Origin of the sequence: Pseudohalioglobus lutimaris (assembly GCF_002866825.1) — a bacterium.
In the GTDB taxonomy this organism is placed as follows: domain Bacteria; phylum Pseudomonadota; class Gammaproteobacteria; order Pseudomonadales; family Halieaceae; genus Halioglobus; species Halioglobus lutimaris.
In genome coordinates, this window is the sequence record NZ_PKUS01000010.1 from 1 (window position 1) to 18,935 (window position 18,935).

General features: G+C 50.7%; 14 protein-coding genes. 8 read left to right on the forward strand and 6 right to left on the reverse strand.

Features of this window, described 5'->3' with window-relative positions; translation table 11 throughout:
• From C0039_RS09490 to C0039_RS09500, 3 genes are all read left to right on the forward strand, one after another.
• Positions 1-1,446 (forward strand): aldehyde dehydrogenase family protein (locus C0039_RS09490; RefSeq protein ID WP_341476649.1); only part of this gene is annotated, 1,446 nt, incomplete at its 5' end.
• Positions 1,447-1,506: 60 nt separating this feature from the next.
• The gene (locus C0039_RS09495) at positions 1,507-3,627 is read left to right on the forward strand and encodes a PQQ-dependent dehydrogenase, methanol/ethanol family (RefSeq protein WP_101517939.1); all 2,121 of its coding nucleotides are present in this window, start codon (positions 1,507-1,509) and stop codon (positions 3,625-3,627) included.
• 117 nt (positions 3,628-3,744) lie between these two features.
• Entirely contained in the window at positions 3,745-4,467 is a 723-nt protein-coding gene (locus C0039_RS09500; RefSeq protein ID WP_076001327.1) for a Crp/Fnr family transcriptional regulator, read from the forward strand.
• A 302-nt stretch (positions 4,468-4,769) separates the two neighbouring features.
• On the opposite strand, the gene C0039_RS09505 is transcribed toward C0039_RS09500, so the two are convergent.
• Positions 4,770-6,635 carry a DUF5916 domain-containing protein gene (locus C0039_RS09505; RefSeq protein ID WP_341476651.1) on the reverse strand — a complete coding sequence of 622 codons (1,866 nt, stop codon included), beginning with the start codon at positions 6,633-6,635 and terminating at the stop codon, positions 4,770-4,772.
• Here C0039_RS09505 and C0039_RS09510 point away from each other — a divergent pair.
• Positions 6,555-6,737: a hypothetical protein gene (locus tag C0039_RS09510; RefSeq protein ID WP_101517941.1), complete on the forward strand. Its 183-nt coding sequence runs from the start codon at positions 6,555-6,557 to the stop codon at positions 6,735-6,737. The two genes, C0039_RS09505 and C0039_RS09510, sit on opposite strands and share 81 nt — an antisense overlap.
• Before the next feature lie 282 nt (positions 6,738-7,019).
• Here the strand turns inward: C0039_RS09510 and C0039_RS09520 are convergent, their stop codons facing one another.
• The 4 genes from C0039_RS09520 to C0039_RS09535 form a co-directional block, all read right to left on the reverse strand.
• Entirely contained in the window at positions 7,020-8,312 is a 1,293-nt protein-coding gene (locus C0039_RS09520; RefSeq protein WP_165787087.1) for a histidine kinase dimerization/phospho-acceptor domain-containing protein, read from the reverse strand.
• A gap of 121 nt (positions 8,313-8,433) precedes the next feature.
• Positions 8,434-9,207: a response regulator transcription factor gene (locus tag C0039_RS09525; RefSeq protein WP_101517944.1), complete on the reverse strand. Its 774-nt coding sequence runs from the start codon at positions 9,205-9,207 to the stop codon at positions 8,434-8,436.
• Between the two features lie 128 nt (positions 9,208-9,335).
• Positions 9,336-10,025, reverse strand: coding sequence for a fibronectin type III domain-containing protein (locus C0039_RS09530; RefSeq protein WP_101517945.1), 690 nt, complete (start codon positions 10,023-10,025; stop codon positions 9,336-9,338).
• 89 nt (positions 10,026-10,114) lie between these two features.
• Positions 10,115-12,040 carry a sulfatase-like hydrolase/transferase gene (locus tag C0039_RS09535; protein WP_133125971.1) on the reverse strand — a complete coding sequence of 642 codons (1,926 nt, stop codon included), beginning with the start codon at positions 12,038-12,040 and terminating at the stop codon, positions 10,115-10,117.
• Positions 12,041-12,293: 253 nt separating this feature from the next.
• Here C0039_RS09535 and C0039_RS09540 point away from each other — a divergent pair, with 253 nt between their 5' ends.
• The 3 genes from C0039_RS09540 to C0039_RS09550 all read left to right on the forward strand — a co-directional run bounded on the left by C0039_RS09540 (position 12,294) and on the right by C0039_RS09550 (position 16,060).
• A complete protein-coding gene (locus C0039_RS09540; protein ID WP_133125972.1) occupies positions 12,294-13,049 on the forward strand; it encodes a glycosyltransferase family 32 protein in 756 nt (251 codons plus the stop codon).
• A 67-nt stretch (positions 13,050-13,116) separates the two neighbouring features.
• The gene (locus C0039_RS09545) at positions 13,117-14,610 is read left to right on the forward strand and encodes a hypothetical protein (RefSeq protein ID WP_133125973.1); all 1,494 of its coding nucleotides are present in this window, start codon (positions 13,117-13,119) and stop codon (positions 14,608-14,610) included.
• A 385-nt stretch (positions 14,611-14,995) separates the two neighbouring features.
• A complete protein-coding gene (locus C0039_RS09550; RefSeq protein ID WP_165787088.1) occupies positions 14,996-16,060 on the forward strand; it encodes a phytase in 1,065 nt (354 codons plus the stop codon).
• A gap of 212 nt (positions 16,061-16,272) precedes the next feature.
• Here C0039_RS09550 and C0039_RS09555 read toward each other — a convergent pair whose 3' ends face one another.
• On the reverse strand, positions 16,273-16,653 hold the full coding sequence (locus tag C0039_RS09555; RefSeq protein ID WP_101517950.1) for a diacylglycerol kinase: 381 nt from the start codon (positions 16,651-16,653) through the stop codon (positions 16,273-16,275).
• A 464-nt stretch (positions 16,654-17,117) separates the two neighbouring features.
• Between C0039_RS09555 and C0039_RS09560 the strand changes: the two genes are divergently transcribed.
• Entirely contained in the window at positions 17,118-18,857 is a 1,740-nt protein-coding gene (locus C0039_RS09560; protein WP_207796413.1) for an LTA synthase family protein, read from the forward strand.
• Positions 18,858-18,935: the final 78 nt, after the last annotated feature.

The following is an 18,935-nucleotide window of genomic DNA, read 5'->3' on the forward strand; positions in this document are numbered from 1 at the left end:
GAGGATAAAAATATGCGCGACTATCGCAAATTCTACATTGATGGCCAGTGGGTCGACCCGGCCACTCCCGCAGAAATGGAAATCATCAACCCCGCTACCGATGCAGTCGCCGGCGTCATTTCCCTGGGAACAGCCGCAGACGTGGACGTCGCGGTTGCTGCCGCGCGCAAAGCTTTCGACAGCTGGGCGACCACCAGCCGGGAGCAGCGCATTGCCCTGCTGGAGAATGTCATCGCCATTTACCAGACGCGGATGGACGACATGGCGCTGGCCATCACGGAGGAAATGGGCGCACCGCTGGAAGCCGTTTCCAAACCCATGCAGGCCGCTTTGCCTCTTTGGCATTTTGCCACCGTGGTGGAAGTGCTTAAGAATTTCGCATTTGAAGAGTCACAGGGAACGACCACTGTCATCCGTGAGCCGGTAGGGGTGTGCGCGCTGGTCACACCATGGAATTGGCCGGCCAACCAGATCGCCTGTAAAGTCGCGCCGGCATTGGCTGCCGGTTGCACCATGGTGCTCAAGCCCAGCGAAATTGCACCCTTTGACGCTCACATCCTGGCGGAAGTCCTGCACGAGGCAGGCGTGCCCGCCGGCGTATTCAACCTGGTAGACGGTGATGGGCCAGGCGTGGGGGCGCCCTTAACGTCTCACCCCGATGTGGATTTCGTTTCCTTCACCGGCTCCACCCGGGCCGGACAGCTCATCTCCAAGGCGGCAGCTGACACCATTAAAACCGTAGCACTTGAACTTGGCGGAAAATCAGCCAATATTATTCTGGATGATGTGGACCTGGAGACCGCAATAACCGATTCAGTGGCAACCATGATGCGTAACTCCGGGCAGAGCTGCAACGCACCCTCCCGTCTTCTGGTCCCGGCCTCCCACCTGGCCGAAGTGGAGATCATCGCCGCCCGGGTAGCAGACGCCATAAAGGTGGGAGACCCGCAGGACCCGTCAACAGTAATGGGGCCGCTCGCCAGCCGCGCCCACTTCAACAAGGTGCAGGGGATGATCAATACCGGCATTGAGGAAGGCGCGAAGCTGATATGCGGTGGGCCGGGTTTGCCCGAAGGCATGGAGCGAGGATGCTATACGCGGCCAACCATCTTCAGCGAGGTCAACAACGCCATGACAATCGCCCGGGAAGAAATCTTCGGGCCCGTGCTGTGCATTATTCCCTACCAGGATGAAGAAGACGCCGTGCGCATTGCCAACGACACGCCCTATGGCTTGTCAGGTTACGTCGCCGGGAGCGATTTACAACGCGCCCGTAATGTGGCCAGAAGACTGCGCACGGGTAATGTCCACATTAATGGCGCCATGCCGGACCCGGCTGCGCCTTTTGGTGGCTACAAGCAGTCTGGTATCGGTCGCGAATGGGGTCAGCACGGATTTGAGGAGTTTCTGGAGATCAAGGCGGTGATGGGAGACAATCCAGAGTAGTCGCCGGGGTGGGTGTGCCCGCCCCCGACACATTCCTGTAAATCGGTGAGGTCCGAGGCAATGATTATAAAGATAAACCGCTTACTCCTAACCCTGGTATTGGCGATGACCGCCACCAGCGCTTCCACGGCACCGGCGTCGACCGCGCCGCCCGTGAATGCCCAGGTCGCCGGTGATTGGCCGGCCCACGGTCGCAATGCGGGTGAAGAACGTTACTCTCCCCTGGCCGCGATAAACAACGAGAATGTAAACGAGTTGGGACTGGCGTGGCGTTTCAAGTACCCGCTGGACCGTGTCGTTGAAGCAACCCCCATCATCGCAGACGGGGTGATGTATACCACCGGCGCCTACAGTATGGTTTTCGCCCTGGATGCAAAAACGGGGGAGCTGCTCTGGGAGTATGACCCCAAAGTATGGCGCGGTGTGCAGGGGCGGGGCTGCTGTGATGCAGCCAACCGGGGTGTTGCCGTGTCGCAGGGCAAGGTCTACCTGGGGGTCTATGACGGCAGACTCGAAGCACTGGATGCCAAGACCGGCAAACTGCTCTGGACCGTCAACACGCTGATTGATGCGGACCGCAACTACACCATTTCCGGTGCTCCTCGTGTCGTTAAAGACAAGGTGATTATTGGCAATGGCGGCGCCGAGTTTGGTGTGCGCGGATATATCACCGCCTACGACATGGATACTGGTAAACAAGCCTGGCGTTTCTTCACTGTGCCCGGTGATCCGGCAAAAGGCGATGAAAGCGAAACCATCACCATGATCCGCAAAACCTGGCATGGCGACCAGTACTGGGTGCAGGGTGGCGGCGGTACCGTCTGGGACTCAATGGCCTACGACCCCGACCTGGATCTGCTGTATATCGGCGTTGGGAATGGGTCGTTCTGGAACTACAAGCTGCGATCTGAGGCCAAGGGAGACAACCTCTTTGTCTCCTCAATCGTCGCCCTTCGTCCGACTACCGGAGAGTACGTATGGCATTACCAGACAACGCCTGGCGACGCCTGGGACTACACGGCCACGCAGCATATCATCGTTACCACCCTGCCCATCGATGGCAAGGACCGCCGGGTCGTTATGCAGGCGCCAAAGAACGGCTTTTTCTATGTACTCGATGCGGCCTCGGGCCAATTTATCTCCGCTGGGAAGTTCGGTGAGATTACCTGGGCGAAGGATATAGACCCCAAAACCGGCCGCCCCATCGTCGACGTTGAGGCTGCAGATTACTGGACCAACAGCGAGCCTAAAACCGTGTTTCCCGGCTCCCAGGGCGCGCACAACTGGCCGCCCATGAGCTTCAACCCGCAGACAGGGCTCGTTTATATCCCGCAGCAGGTCACCATGGAGCACTTCGTTCCCCAGGAAACGGCAAGCGCAGTCCAGACCGGCGTGCCCAACCTGGGCATTGTAACCCCCATCGTTCCGGAAACACTGCAAGGCATAGAAGAGCTCGCCCAGATTTATCGTGGAAATCTCGTCGCCTGGGACCCGGTCAAGCAGGAAGAGCGCTGGCGGCATGCGCATGAACACATTCATAACGGTGGCACTCTCAGTACCGCGGGGAACCTGGTTTTCCAGGGCACAGCGGATGGTCGTGTCGTGGCCTACGCCGCCGACACCGGCGACAAGTTGTGGGAGCAGCCTGTTACCAGTGGCGCTGTGGCGGGTCCGGTAACCTACAGCATTGACGGTGAGCAGTATGTGGCTTTCAACGTTGGCTGGGGCGGCGCTTTTGCCATCACCTTCGGTGCGCTGGCGCAACGCACCAGGGTTGTACCCGACTCAAATCTGTACGTATTCAAACTGGGTGGAAAGGCGGAGTTGCCGCCGGTAAAGCGCCGCGAGTTTGAATTGCCCTCCCCTCCGCCGGTTACGGCAGACGCAGCGACCCTGGCTCAGGGCAAGACGCTGTTCGCGAATCACTGCGGCGTATGCCATGGTCTGGCCGCTATCGGCTCCGATATTATTCCCGACCTGCGTTACCTCCCGGAGCAGAAACACAAAGACTTCATGCCTATCATTTATGGCCTGCAGTCGCACAAAGGGATGCCCCCATTTGGCGAAATACTTGAGCAAGACGATATAGAGAGCATTCACCAGTACATCATCAAGCGCAGCCACGACTGGCGGCAGGAAATGCTGGACACAGGTGAGGCCAGCGCCGTAGAAACAAAATAGTAACCAGGCGGCGCTTACCCGGGGGGACTGATTCTCCCGGCCTATCGCGCCGCCAGGCGCTGAATCGGCCTGGCCGGTAAGCTGTCAATATACGCGCGGCTATGGTATGTAGGCTGAATGAAAGTGATTCCCTACCTACATGACTTTATAGGCGGGCTCTCCGCAGACGTACGCGCGGATATCGACGCCGTGGCCAGTATCCGTTGCCTCGCCAAGGGAGAGGCCGTTTACCGCAAGGACGATAACCCCACCGAGCTCTACCGCGTTCTCGAAGGCGCCATCAAACTGTGTAACTACTCGCTGGAGGGGGCACAGATTACTACCGGCGAATTTCGTCCCGGTGACTGTTTTGGTGAAATGGGCGTTATGGACGGGCTGCCGCGTGTGAGCCATGCCATCGCATCCAGAGATTCACGGCTTTCCGTCCTCAGCAAACAGCAGTTCGAAACACTGTGCGAAAAACACCCGGAGATTCACCGCGAATTGAACCGGGTACTGTGTCGCCGGGTTCGCTACCTGTATTCGCTGAACGACGAGGCACTGGGGCTCAAACTCCACGTCCGCCTGGGTCGGACACTGCACCGCATGGCCTACAGCCATGGCTGTGAAAATGAACTGGGAGAGACCTATATAGAAATCTCCCATGAAGAGCTCAGCAATATGCTGGGTGCGTCAAGGCAGAGTGTCAGCAAGGAACTGAAGTCATTGGAGCGCAGTGGCGACATTGAGCTTCGCTACGGCAAAATCTACGTGAATGACCTGGCACTGTTGGCTGAAAAATACGAAATCGCCGTGGGGATGGAGCAATTCGCCCCCCTCTACACAACAGACAAGGACTGAGGGCGGATTAGACGTGCCTATCAATAGATGTCCGCAGCGGACATCTATCGGTAGAAACTGTAATATCACCCCAACAAAATCAATATGTTACAGAATCTGCACATCTTATGGTGGACCGGGCCTGATTATGTGCTCTCGTCTGAATCGTTAACAATTCTCTAGACACTCGCCAGCCGTTTTTTGGTACTGCGTTTCATGCTCTAACGGCGACAGTTGCTTATTGAAACCATGCCGCCGTCGAGTTTTGTAAAACATCATAGTGTAATTAAATGCTCAAGAGAGTGTAGAGCGAAGTGACAAGTTCAGAAATGAAGCTTGATTTTAAATAGCAGCGTCTCATCATCGCGTGCGTTGGTTGCTTCCGATAGTAGTTTATTTATGGGGTTGGATTCATCGCTCTCAAACTCGCCACCCCGGCTATAGACGATGAAAGCTTCGGATAGTGCACTTAATTCATAACGGTATCTAAGCTGGACGGCAAAAGCACTTTCGGAAAAGTCCTCAATGGCGTCCGCTAGGAAAACCGGGTAGCTGTTGTGGCTAGCCTCTAGTCCCGCAATGCCTTTTGCATTAACGGCCGTAGACTCAACTTTCAATCGAATTTCATGTCTAGTCGATGGGCTGTAGTAGACGTTAGCGGCCAAGCTTAGCTCCTCCAGGTCGTATTCGCCAAGACCGTTATCTTCAGTCCAGATAACCCAGCTGTCGTTCAACTCGTAGGCTAACTCAAGGTCAAACTGGAGGCTTTCCCCGATCTGGATAGATGGCAGTAGTGCGAAGGCAGTTCGCTGTCCACTGTAACCAGACTCGCCCGCCTCAAACTCCAGACCCAGACGAAATATGGATGTAGGCGCAGCCTCATAGGCCATAACTAACGTAGTTGTTGAAGGGAACCAGACATTTCCCTGGCCCTCCGTGATTAAGTCATCAATACCATCGCTTACGTACTCATAGCCCACATTCCACCGGGCATTACCAGCGGTAGTGGCCTCGAAAACAGTTGCCCACTCGCGTGGCAGCGAGTCCCCCTGCTGATTGGTTTTCCACTGATACTCAAATGACACCTCAGCATCCTCGGCAAAACGTGACAGCGAAACGCCGGGGAGTTCCCAACCAGTTTCGTATTCAAATTGTTCACGATTAACACGCTTTACGTAGCCGAGGTCATTCAGTTCGAGTTCATCTCCATAGTCGAAAAGAGTCAGTTCGTGTGTCCAGCGTGGGTTTACTTCCCACTGACTTGATAGCACCCAGCCACTGTCACTGGGATCGCTGGGCCCTGGTGTTGAGACGTTACTATAGAGCCAAAGCCCGTTGACGAGGAGTCTGTCTGTGAGGTCATACTGGAAGTCAAATACTGACACATCAGCAATTCTATTAATCTGTGGTCGTTCTGTTCGTGAGTGAGTGACGCCAGCGAGTAAATTTTGCCAGCGGTATCTGGCCCTGCCTGCAAGGTAATCCCTTCCTTGGCTATTGCGAGCGTCATCCTCTAGTGCAGCCAACAAGCCAAAATCAATATTGTTTCCGGTATAGGAATATCTGGCAGCGGCCTCTACATCTGTGCCCAAATCGGGGCCAGCATCGGGCTCACCGCCTATTCTTGGCGTGTGTATCACCCGCAGTGTCTCTGGCCCGCGCACCTCAAACAGGTCTTGCCCTTCAATAAAAAAGGGGCGTCTCTCTTCGAAAAATACTTCAATCGCTGAAAAGTTCACTACAAGGTCATCTGACTCGACCTGGCCATAATCAGGGTTGAGAGCTATGTTGAGTCGCTGCGCATTAGTGGGACGCCAGAAAACATCCATACCTGTACGATAGGTGGTATTACCGTCGACACTGTCGTAGCTGGCCCTGGCATATGGAAACCAATCAATTCGTCGTTCCGGTCTATATTCAATATTGAATGCTGCGAAACGAGATATAAACGACTGTTGTGATCGATCGATTGCAGGATAGGAGTAACGGTTTCCGACCTCAAAGTTCCAGCGAGAGAAATAGAAACTGCCAGTATTTGACGCCTGGTTTCGATCGGTGTAACTAAACTGACTCCAGGGGATGAAAAGTTCGCTGACCCAGAAACCCTCATGGTCCGCAACGGCACGTTCCCAATCGCCATCCCAGTCAATGGACTCGACGTTTTCTCCGGACCAGGCACTATCCTGAATGGCACCATTCCTGCCGATCTTGAAGCCGAACGCGCTAAATCCTTTGCCATCAAAGTCGATAATAACTTCGTTAAAATCGGCTTGGATGTCCTGATCCCTTAGGGTTGTTCGTGAAAAGGTCTTCGTGGTGTCCTGAAAATTCTTGAACCCTATATATATAGCCCCTCCTCTGACTGTAGCACCAGGACCTGAGTCTTCTCAGGTGCCTTTTCCAGAGACAAGGGCTTTGTGACGAAAAAACCCGTGTAGGTTGCAGCGGAGGCCCATGTCTCCTCATCCAGGGTCCCATCGATCTCAATTGCACCTAGAGCAGCGGCAGTACTGGAAAATACCGCTAGAAGACTGGTAACCGACGCGGCAGCGAGTCCTTGCATCGCTATGACACTACCCTCTTTCGAAGCCCGACAGAGAAATAGTAAAAACCTTATTCTCAGACAAAGTCGTACTGATAGTGACACTAAGGATATCTGCGTAGGCAACCACTAGCGAGAGCCCTAGTCCCGCATGCAGTTCTCCAGTTCTTGAAGAGTCTTTTCGCCATAGCCGATGGAACATATTGTCTAGATCTTCGGCGTGAAGATCGGGGGCAACATTGGAAATACCGAGAGTAGGTCCCAGGTCACTATCGCCGATAACAATTCTAATAACACTATTCTCTGGTGCGTGGTGAACGGCGTTAGATATCAGGTTGGTTATAGTAAGTGCCAGCTCTAGTCTCCCCGACATCACAACTGTCTCGGTAGTGTTCTCGACAGAGATTTCAATGCCCTTCGCGTCCGCTTCAGCACTGAAGCGTTCAGCGGAATCTTCAGCGATCTCAGATAGAGAGCACTCCTGCTTCTCAAGTTCAATTAATCCTGATTCATAGCGAGATAGCTCAAGGAGAGCGCCGATAATATTCTGCATATTCCGCCCTGTTTCCAGGACTTCTTTATATACGGTGGCAGGATCGCCAACTTCATCTGGCCATCGCATGGCAACTTCAGTGAGGCTGAGCTGCTCAGCAAGAGGTGTCTTGAGTTCATGTGCAACGTCTGCACTGAACTGTCGCTCACGCTCCAATTGTTTTCCGATTCTTCTAGACATTTGATTGAGCTGGATAACCAGAGGCTCTATCTCAACAGGTGGCTCCGGTATTTCAATTTCCCGGTGCAGATTGTCAACGTGGCGTTCCGAAATTTCCTTTCTCAGCGATAGCAGTGGTTTCAGACCCCTGGTTACATTCCTGCGGATGAGGAGGGCCAGAAGCGCTAAGATCACAAGGACTTCGGCGGCTATGATTAGAAACGATAGCCAGATGGAGAGCAAAAGCGATTCACGCTCTCTGGACATAACCAAAGTCATTCCTTTCTGATTACTTAATCGTTCTGGTGTTCTATCCTCTTTGTGATGAATTTGTGGAACAAAATCAATCTGAATGCTGCGGCCTTTCACTCCATTTGGCAGCGAGCTATCCCAGAGTGTCACTTGCTCTTGAGGAACTTTCTTTCTCTGGAGGTCTGTAGAACCCAGTGAGCGAGATCGTTCGAATACGCCTTCTCCGTCTGTCCAAAACTGAAAATACTCAGGGTTTTCGTCACGTTCAAATTCGGGCATAAACTCATCAGCGAAGTCAAAATCCACTCCATCTGCAAACTCTTTTACCTGAGTTACCAGAATCTGGGCTTTCGTGATCATGGCCTCATCAAAAGACCGATTGAGTTGGGTATATATAATCCAGAAGCTAATTACAGACGAAATAAACACTACAAGCAGGACTGACACCAAAGCTGACCTAACGATGGTGTTAGATATCGACTTACTCGGCGCCATGAGGAACCACGTAGCCAAAACCGCGTTTAGTGACGATTACATCCTTATCGCTGAATCGTTTCAACTTTTTCCGCACTGCTGATACATGGGCTTCAATGGTATTTCGAGATGAGGCTCCCTCATGATCGAGTATCGTACTTTCGAGGGATTCGTAGCTCACTACTCGCCCTCGTGACAGTACCAGGCATTCAAGAATTGAATATTCTTTGGGCGTTAGGTGAATGGGCTCTCCCGCAGACGTTACTTCCTTGGAGTTCAGATTCAGAACAACGTCGCCCAGGTCTATTGCTGGCGAATGTAGCGAATGAGCGCGGCGATTCAATGCATTCACTCTCGCTTCAAGCTCGCTAAAAGAAAAGGGCTTACATAGATAGTCATCTGCTCCGGTATTCAGCCCCTTAACACGATCTTCAACCTGATCTCTGGCGGTGAGTAGAATAACGCTGGCCTCGTTGTCGGTTTTCCTAATCTCTGACAACACGGTGAGACCATCCATTTTTGGCATCAGAATATCAAGAATAATAAGGTCTGGTTCCAGAGATCTCGCCAGCGAAAGACCCTCAACTCCGTCGGCAGCGCTTATCACGGTATGCCCGAGGCGGGTCATACCGACCACCAGCGCCTTTCTCAGGCGGGGCGAGTCCTCTACAATCAGTATATGCATGATCTGTGGCCTGGCGGATTGAGCCTCAGGGCGGAAGATCTCGGGCTTGGTGATGACATAAGTTTGGCCCGGATGACCTAATTCGGTGAACGACACGATAATATCGCATGCTTAAGGTTTACTGAAGACGAACTAATTGCTCACAATCCCCGTCGGGGCCTGTTAGCGATTCAAAATATGGTACATGGACCGGGGGCAGAGAGCCCCCCCTACACAGAGTGAGACTAATCGCTGGTCTCAAACGAACATTCGGAGACAATGACGTTGCCTTGTTCGTTGACAAAAGCAATACCAAGGTCGTATTCAGTTCCGGGCGTTAAAAAGCCCATAGGGAGATCCATTTCGGTGGTATCCCCGGAAAAGCTCATTTCCAACCCTACCTCCAGATCATCATTCTCAACTTCAAGGATGATCGATTCAACGTCGTCATCGGCAGCCGTCCACGATATTACAGCTGATACTGGATCGACCATCTGGTCGCATGTATCGATAACAGGTGCTGCTGCCAACTCCTTGTTGAACTCTACGGTCCCGAAAATTCGCATGCCAGAGATCGTTCTTCCCACGACGGTGTAGGTCCCGTCTGGATAGCGTGCCACGACCTCGTCAATACTGGGTTCCGCACTTTCGAAAAGGAACTGAGCCATCCCGATTGTTTCGCTACCAGATGTTCCAAAGCCAACAATTTTGCTTGATCGATTTCCCTTCGGCCCAATGACACGAACCCATCTCAAACCTTCCTCGCCTTTGCCATAGATGACCACTTCAGCATCCTGATCATCATTGTTTATTTCAAATATCATTTCCAGCTCTTCGAAGGACTGGTCATTTCGCCCTGGATTTATATTCTGTGCCAGCGTAGATACGCTGCAGAGCGAAGCAGCACAGGCCGTGGCGAAAATTAGCTTATTCATGATTTCTTCTCCTTGAAAACGTTGACGCGGATATAGCCCGCTCTATAAGTGGAACATGGTCTCCTGAAGAAATGCTGAAACTGATTCTTTCAACCATCTGTTGACGGTGACGGTAGGGCTGGGGGTGGTACCGCCTTGTCAGGCTCAGCATGCAGAGCAGTCAGCGCCAGTTGCTCCCCCGCACTTGCCTGAGTGGCAGATGGCGGTCGACTAAACCGCTGCCGTTCTGCCATGTATTCGGATAACGCCAAATGGATTTGGGCCGGCATGTCGGCTTGGTCCATTGGCTTGTCATCTATGGTTGACAGCGCTGTACGTCTTGAATTGGCTTTGGGCGACATGCTGTACTTGTGATCGCTTGTCACCAGGGCATCTCCATGCCAATCACTGATCACGGCATACTCTCTATCGAAATCTGGCGAGAGTAAGTTGTCGCCCATGCTGTACACTCGAGAATTATGCCCTGGCTTCAATAGAGAAAGCAGCGTAGCGGGTATATCCATGTGGCTACTCATGGCCTTGTGAGTCGTTCCCTTCATACCAGGAACATAGAGCAGAAAGGGTACCCTGACCTGTTGCTGACTGAACGTGGAATTATGTCCCCAGCGACCGTTCTCCATGAATTCCTCGCCATGATCGCCAGTGACTATGACTACCGTATCCCTAAGGAGCCCCTGCAATTCTAGCGAGTCGAACACCCGTCCGAGTTGACAGTCGAGGTGATTGCTAGAGTTTATATAGCGGTTCTTAATGAGCCCGATCGACGATTCAATATCAGTGGCGAGGTAGTCAAAATCTGGCAGGTAATCCGACTCTACTTCGTTTTCCTTGGGGAATTGATAATTGGCGTGCGTGGACTCAAAGAACATAAAACTAAAGAACGGGGTGCTGGACTGCTTCGGAAATTCGATCAGGCGCTCGACATTCTTCCTGTCACGCTCCCAACCCATACCGCTATCTACGCTATGCAATCGGTCGTTCTCGACGTTTACCCACACCGTTTTGTCAAATTCTGGATAGGTAAAAGAGGCGCTCGTATATGCCTGTATGTTGTAGCCACTCTTTTGCAGTGTATCAACTAGCACTGGCACTCGTTGATACCTCAGTGCTGGAAACCAGAAGCTACCATTGAGACCGTAAAATTGCCCGAAGACGCCCATCCTGGTCCCGTTCCCGGTGCTGTAGTGATTCACGAATAACTGGGAACGCTGAGCAAACGCCCAAGTCTCCGGCATTATCTCTGGGTCTAGCATATCCCAGCGCCAGGACTCTGCCACCAGCCAAACAATATTGTAGCGCTTGTCCAATGGAAGTAACTCAGGCACTGACTCAGGGTAATGAAACTTTGTTCCAGAACTTGGATTGCCGTAGTCCATCACTTCTCTGGATCGTTCTACACCGATGTCTGCCAGAAACGACTTGGCGGTTACCGTCTGGTACCACGGTATCCGGTCTGCAAAACGCAAAACTGGCACATATGATTTATGCTCTGAGACAGCGTAGACAGCCGCCTGAGCAAGGAAGATGACGAGAAGCGTTGCTACCACGACTGCGGTACGGGGAAGCAGTGCATGCGCCAAAAGATCCAACGGAACGAATCTGGACAGGTACAGACCAATTACGATAGCGCTTACAATTGCGGCTATGGTGAGATAAACACTGTCAGACGCACCGAGAGCCGCTGTACCACCTGGTGTGGTTAAAATATTCACCACAAAGGGGTCGATGAAAAAACCGTACATTTCGAATAATGTGTAGTTCGCATATAGCAGAATTAGCAAGAAGGCCCCTGTGATGGGTACCATGAATTTGGACGCTTTTGAAACATGACGCGGAATCCACGCTGCCTGCATATTCCCCAGACCATATAGCGCGAGCATGGGCAAGCACATCGATGTTGCCTGGGTAATGGCCGCGGCCGCAGCAAACAGGAGTGCAGGACTATAGTCTGCGGGGAGCAAGTGAGCGATGTAGGCAAGGCAGTGTGTTATCCACACAAAAATAATTTGACGCATGTGAAGATCTCTCAATATCGAGATCGAATTGTGTCCTATCCACCTTAAGGTCTTCTTAACATGTTCATCCAATTCTTCTTATATTGGCTAGGTTTCACAGCAGCCTGCGCACTTCCCAAACTTGCTTACCAGCCCCGGCAAACTAGCCTGCAGAAAAAACTCTTTCTTATGCAAAGCTAAAACTAGTTCAGTGGTTCTTCAGCTATTCGACGTAGGGTTGTGGGATTACAAGAAAGAGCTAGCGAACATAACCATGGCAATCCCAAAAATAGTACACCAGACCTGGAAGGACGAAAACATTCCCAAGAAGTTTCGCTATGCCGTTGAAACGGTCAAGCGATACCACCCAGATTGGGAATACCGGCTTTGGACTGACAAAGATATTGACCTGTACGTCAGAGCAAATCACGCGGAGTTCTATCCGATTTTCATAAGTTTTTCCCGGCACATTATGCGTGTCGATACATTTCGCTATCTACTCATGCTGGATATTGGTGGTCTATACGTAGATTTGGACTATGAGTTTCTACGACCCTATGCGTACCCCGATGTAGGCCTGCTCCTGTCGCGAGAAAGAGATGTGTCTTACGGCGATGGCTTCAACAGCGTTTCCAACTATATAATTGCGTCACGACCAGGCCACCCTTTTTGGCAACACATATATCAAGAAATGCTCGCAAACCCAGCCGTGACAGATACTTATCTCGATGTACTTGCCTCGACGGTCCCTGGCTTCCTTAGTAAACACTTTTTTGAACTTCAGGAGCGCGAGCGCTGGCCTGATGTAATGCTAACGCCCCGACCGACTTTTAGCCCACACAGGCTACATGGGAAAAATGAAAAGAAAATACTACTAAACAGTTCTCTCACATACGGCTTTCATATTGGAGCAGGGACATGGAAGCAGCGGTTAAGCTTCGAGTACCTGAAAACGAAAGCCCGGCGTACTTTGACGAAAAAGGCGACGAAGCCTCAGAGAAAAGCAAGAACGATAAAGTCAGTTTGCTAGCCCGATAACCGCATAAACCAGACGGATTCAATACCTTCCTAAAAATCAAACTCGGGATCGGCGGTAAATGCATCGACAACACACAGCCATTCCCCTCAGGCTAAATATCGCCATCGCTTGTATCAGTATTTTGATTTCAGCGTGGCTGATCCACAACGACCCTCTGATCAATCGAGATGGAATTACTTACTTAAGGACTGCAGAGGCGTATCTTAACCACGGCTTAATTGCAGCTATTCAGCTGTTCGATCGGCCATTTCTCTCTGTCATATCTGGCGAATTGCATCGCGCTACATCGCTCTCTTTAGCTATATCAGCTCAGCTGGTTGTAACCTCTCTATACGTCACTTTATGCTTGGCCTTTGTGTCCACAATAGGACTATTGGGCGGCGACAGAAGAACTCAGATTATAGCGGCGCTAATTGTACTATCCCATCCCGTTATAAATGGGTATCGCTCCGACATCATGCGTGATCCAGGTTATTGGGCAATGGGCGTTCTAGCCTTTCGACAATTGCTGCTGTTTCTCTTTTCGCCACACTGGCAACATCAAGTGCTATGGTTCATCTATATTGTTTTTGCGGCTTTTTTCAGATTCGAAGCGGTTGCTTATATCTGTTTGGCTCCATTCGCAGTAGCTATAGTTTCTGCAAAAGGTGGACGTGCTGAAGTATTGGCCGGCTTTGGATTACTGCCCCTACTAACCGTATTTGGCATATTGGTCTTTTATGCATTGACTAACGGCTCAGGCTACTCAACTTTGGCTTTGTTTGAAGACATAGGGGGGTACGTTTCTAAGGCCTTAGTGATACCGGATTTCTTTCTAGATGAAAAAGCCCACGCTTCGCAAGATTGGGTGGCGGAGCATTCGAGAGAGGACATATCAATTTTTTTGCTCTCCGGCACTATTGGGCTGTTAGCTATTAATATCATACGGTCACTTACGTGGCCCTGGTTGGCAGTTCTATGTTGGGGAGTCCGCATCCGCACCAAGGGGAATGCGACAGTTCAACAGCTGCAACTCCTGAATATTCATATATTGATAGCAGCCACCTACCTATTTTCTTTCCTCCTTATCAATCACTTTATGCTGGAACGCTACGCCGGCTTCTTAACTCTACTGCTACTGCTGTATTTACCCGCCATTGTTGATGATCAGTTGAACAAAGGAGGCCTAATGGCTGGAATTCTTGTTTCAGCCATATTCATAGGCATGTCAGCAGATACACTGCATAACGGAAATAGAGAAAAGGCATATATTAAAAACGCGACCCTTTGGATAAACAGACAATTGCCACATAACGCAACGCTGTTTACCAACTACTCCTATATTGAGTATTTCTCCCAATTAAGAAAAATCCCCGTGCCTTACTCGGCAAAACTGCAAGTCGAGGAACTATTGCTTGAACAATCCATCTGGATGTCAGCTGACTATCTGGTGATCTCTGTGAAAAATGACGAACAAGAAGCATGGTCGAAATTTGTCGCAACGTTTACCCCGGAAACGATAAATATGTTTGAAGGTGGACGACACGGTAACCTCTATATCGTAAAAAACTGATCGCTAGCTATCTGTAGTGCTCGCGCGCTCAAGCCAATTCACAAAGATGGCAATGCCTTTTCAAGTATCGCACAAGAATCAAGAGCTAGGCAGGCCCCAGAAGTCCTCTTCGATAAGACCGCTAGCACGACCGTTTTGAGACTAAATGAACCTGCCAATGTGTCTAACAAAATCATAAGTTCATTAGGCTCCTCAGCGTTTCTTAAGGTTCACCCTGTAATTTGTAACTATCCGTTTAGTAATCGGAACCTTTAGCTATTGGGTCAATGCGGCACCGCCTTTCGCCTGTGTCGACTCAGTTTGTTGTTAGATGTTGATGCGTTTCCAGAATTACACATTTTAGGTGATGCCAGTATTCACTTCACTAAGATTTAAGCGGGTGTATATGCCCGTTTTTGCCACCCTATTAGCGACACTATTTTTCGTGCTGGCATCCAACGATGTCTCAGTGCCGAATACCACTCTGATTGAGTTAAGTATCAGCGCCGCAGTAGAAACGCAGCCAGTAGGTGTGGGCGGTGATGCCGCCGATGACGCCGTCATATGGCTGAACCCTGTAGATCCATCTCTATCTCTGGTTATCGCAACCAACAAGAAGAATGGGCTGGAGGTCTATGACCTGCAAGGTAACGCAATTCAATCGCTGCCTTTAGGTAGGCTCAATAATGTTGATTTACGCTGGTCTACGCTGAATGGGTCGGAGAACAGCGCTGTCGTGGCCGCTAGCGATAGATCCGAACGCGCCATCGCTCTATTCTCCATTGACAATGTATCGCGACATGTCCGACTGGCGGGTCGAATCCATCTGGATTTTAAGCGCCCTTATGGCTTGTGTATGTACAAGAGCGGCTCAGACATATTTGTATTCATAAACGATAAGTCCGGTACGTACCAACAATGGCAGATTCAACCCGATATGATCAGCGGTAAGTTGGTAAGAGAGTTCAAGGTTGAATCCACTGCTGAGGGGTGTGTCGTTGACGATCAGACTCATACACTGTACCTGGCTATCGAAGACGCTGGTGTGTATGCAGTCGATGCGCGCCCCAATGGAGAGGTAGATCGAAAAATCGTCGATACCGTAGGCGCTGGCCGACTTAAAGCCGATGTAGAAGGTCTTGCTGTGTACCGCGACAAAGACCATCAAATACTAATGGCATCGAGTCAGGGTAGTGATGCTTTTGTCGCCTATAATTTGGAGTACCCGTGGACTCCAGTCGCGTTGATATCAATCGTTGATGGGATTGTAGATGGAACCTCCAAAACAGACGGTATTGCGATCAATTCCTCCCCCATGGGTGCATTTAAGAAAGGCGTATGGGTGGTTCAAGACGACAACAACGCATGGCCTTGGTTAAACCAGAACTTCAAATATGTCGATATGGAGACAATGCTGGATCAGATAGAAAGGGCTCGAGATTCTCGTAAACCCAATGCCCGTAGGAATTGATAGCTAACGAACACGTGTCTTGACGTGCCAATAAGTCACAAATCACGAACACGCTCTGCGCCATGGAGGGGTTATCCTGGCCATCGCGCATAGTGAGCATGAACTCGCAAAAATTGGCAAAGCAGCACGCTATGCCGAGCCACATCGTTACGATTAACTGGAAAACGCCTTGTAGCTGAACGAGTCTGTAGACTTGGTATCGCGCAGAAAAGCTAACGCCATAGAACACCATATACCGCCCCGACTACTGTAATCCAACTTAGACATACGATAAGAATCGCCATAAAGACCACAGCAGAGCCCATATCCTTCGCTCTACCAGAAAGCTCGTGATGCTCACTTCCTATTCGATCAACAACCGCTTCAATGGCGCTGTTGGCCAACTCAGCCAGTAACAGCAAAAGAAGGGGTAGTGAGAGAAACAGAAAGTCCGTCATGTCTCTGGCAAGGTAAAGCGCCAAGGGTATGCCGATTATTGCCAGTACTGCTTCCTGGCGAAAGGCTGCCTCGTTTCGCCAGGCTGCCTGTATCCCAAGTCCTGAATATCGTGTCGCTGAGATCAGTCTGGGGAACCCTTTCTCGCCTGGCTTCATCTCCTGCTTCCTTTGTTCTAATCACAACTTGATTATCTTCTGGCATAAAAGTCGTACGCAAGTTCCCGACCCAAATAAGTATTTATCGTATTTTGGTTGCCCGGTTTTTACCACGCTCCGAAACCTTCAGTCTTTCTTAAGTTTTGAAGTATACGATTACCGTCTTTGAGTGATGTGTCAGTGAGGCAGGTTTGTTAGTTAACAATACACGGCCGCGATTTACGAGCCCATATAGGCCTGTACTCGCATTTTTTGCATTTCTCCTTCTTGCACTATCCGCATCGCGAATCTTCTTGATCGCCTTGCACTGGTCTCGTGTAGACGCGGTTGATGGGCTGTTCTATATCCTTGTGCAGGGAGTACGCTTTGATCTGATTGTTGCCTGCGCGCTTGTGTTACCGATAGCATTGCTGGCCCCCTTTCTGTGTAACAAAACTCCCTGGCTTAGGTTCCTCAGAGTTTACATGGTCTCGGTTTTCTTTCTGGCGATCTTCATGGAGGCAGCAACACCTACCTTCATCACTGAATACGATCTGCGCCCAAATATTCTGTTTGTTGAATATCTGAAATACCCAAAAGAAGTGGGCTCGATGCTTCTGGGGGGCTACAAACTCGACATATTTCTGGGATTACTGGCGGTATATTTTGTCTGCTGTTTATTCCTGAAGTTTATCTCCCCATGCCTGATCCCAGTTTCAAAGCCTGGCCTTGTCGGGTCTGTAGTTGGATGCAGCGTTGTTGTTATTGTGTGCGCTCTTGGCGTCCGTTCCAGTCTTGGACACCGGCCAGCGAACCCTGCCAAGGTAGCATTCTCTGACGATCTTCTGGTTAACGACCTAAGCCTCAGCTCCCTTTATAGCGTTCTCTATGCGATGTACAGTTCCAGTCGCTATGAATCCAGCGTGCGGGCTTATGGCAGCATGGCTATTGCCAATGCTGTACAGGAAGTCCGGGATGATATGGTATTGGCCGCTGATCGGTTTATCTCTGAAGATATCCCGACACTACATAGGAACGATTGGGTAAACGGTAATGAAAGGCCTATGAATCTTGTGATCATCCTGCAAGAGAGCCTTGGTGCTGAGTTCGTGGGCGCATTAGGTGGCACACCCGTCACACCTGAGTTAGATGAACTCACAACCCAGGGGATATGGTTTAACAACCTCTATGCCACCGGCACCCGATCGGTTAGAGGTATAGAAGCCGTTATTACTGGTTTTACCCCCACACCCGCACGCAGTGTCGTTAAGCTTCCAAAATCCCAGAGCGGGTTTTTTACCATCGCCGAATTGCTGGGCAGGCGAGGCTATGACACGAGTTTCATCTATGGCGGAGAAGCTCATTTTGACAACATGAGACAGTTCTTTGTGGGCAACGGTTTTCAGCAGATCATCGAAGAGAAGGATTTCCTAGACCCATCTTTCAAAGGTTCATGGGGTGTAAGTGATGAAGACTTGTTCCAGCGGGCCCATGAGGAGTTTAGCCAGAAAAAGGACAAGCCGTTCTTTAGCCTGGTGTTTACTTCTTCCAACCATTCACCGTTTGAGTTCCCCGAGGATAGAATTGAGCTATTCGAACAGCCGCGAGACACAGTTAACAATGCGGTTAAGTATGCCGATTTCGCCATGGGCGAATTCTTTCGTCAAGCAAAGGAGTCCTCTTACTGGGATAACACGGTGTTCCTGGTGGTTGCAGATCATAACTCACGAGTGAGAGGCGCCAACCTTGTTCCTATTGAGTACTTTCATATTCCAGCGCTGATTCTGGGAGGGCAGGTTGAGCCCAGAACGTATTCAAGGCTTTCTAGCCAGATCGACCTACTGCCGACGGTTTTGGGAATGATGGGGGTTCAAGACGAGCACCCGGCTACAGGACATGACCTTTTTCGCCCGGATATTGCAGACGTCCCCGGACGCGCAATTATGCAATACAATACGGTGCAGGCGTACATGCAAGGTGATGAAGTCATCGTGATGGAAATGGATAAAAACCCGGCGCACTATCATCGTTCAGTTGCCGGACTGATACCGGCCCAATCCCCCGATCAGGATTTAATCGATCGTGCACTTGCTTACTCTGTTTGGAGTGCAAATGCTTATCAGAAACGACTTTACCGATTGCCAGAAACGGGCCAAGATCCAGAATTAGGCAGCACTGCCCCAGTATCCGAACGCCCCCCCATTGAGCTTTCGCTGTTCCAATAACGGTTTCTAGTGGCGAGCTTGTCTATAACTGCTCTTGAAACCGAGCAGTTCGACACCCTCTAGTTGAATTTTTTGATT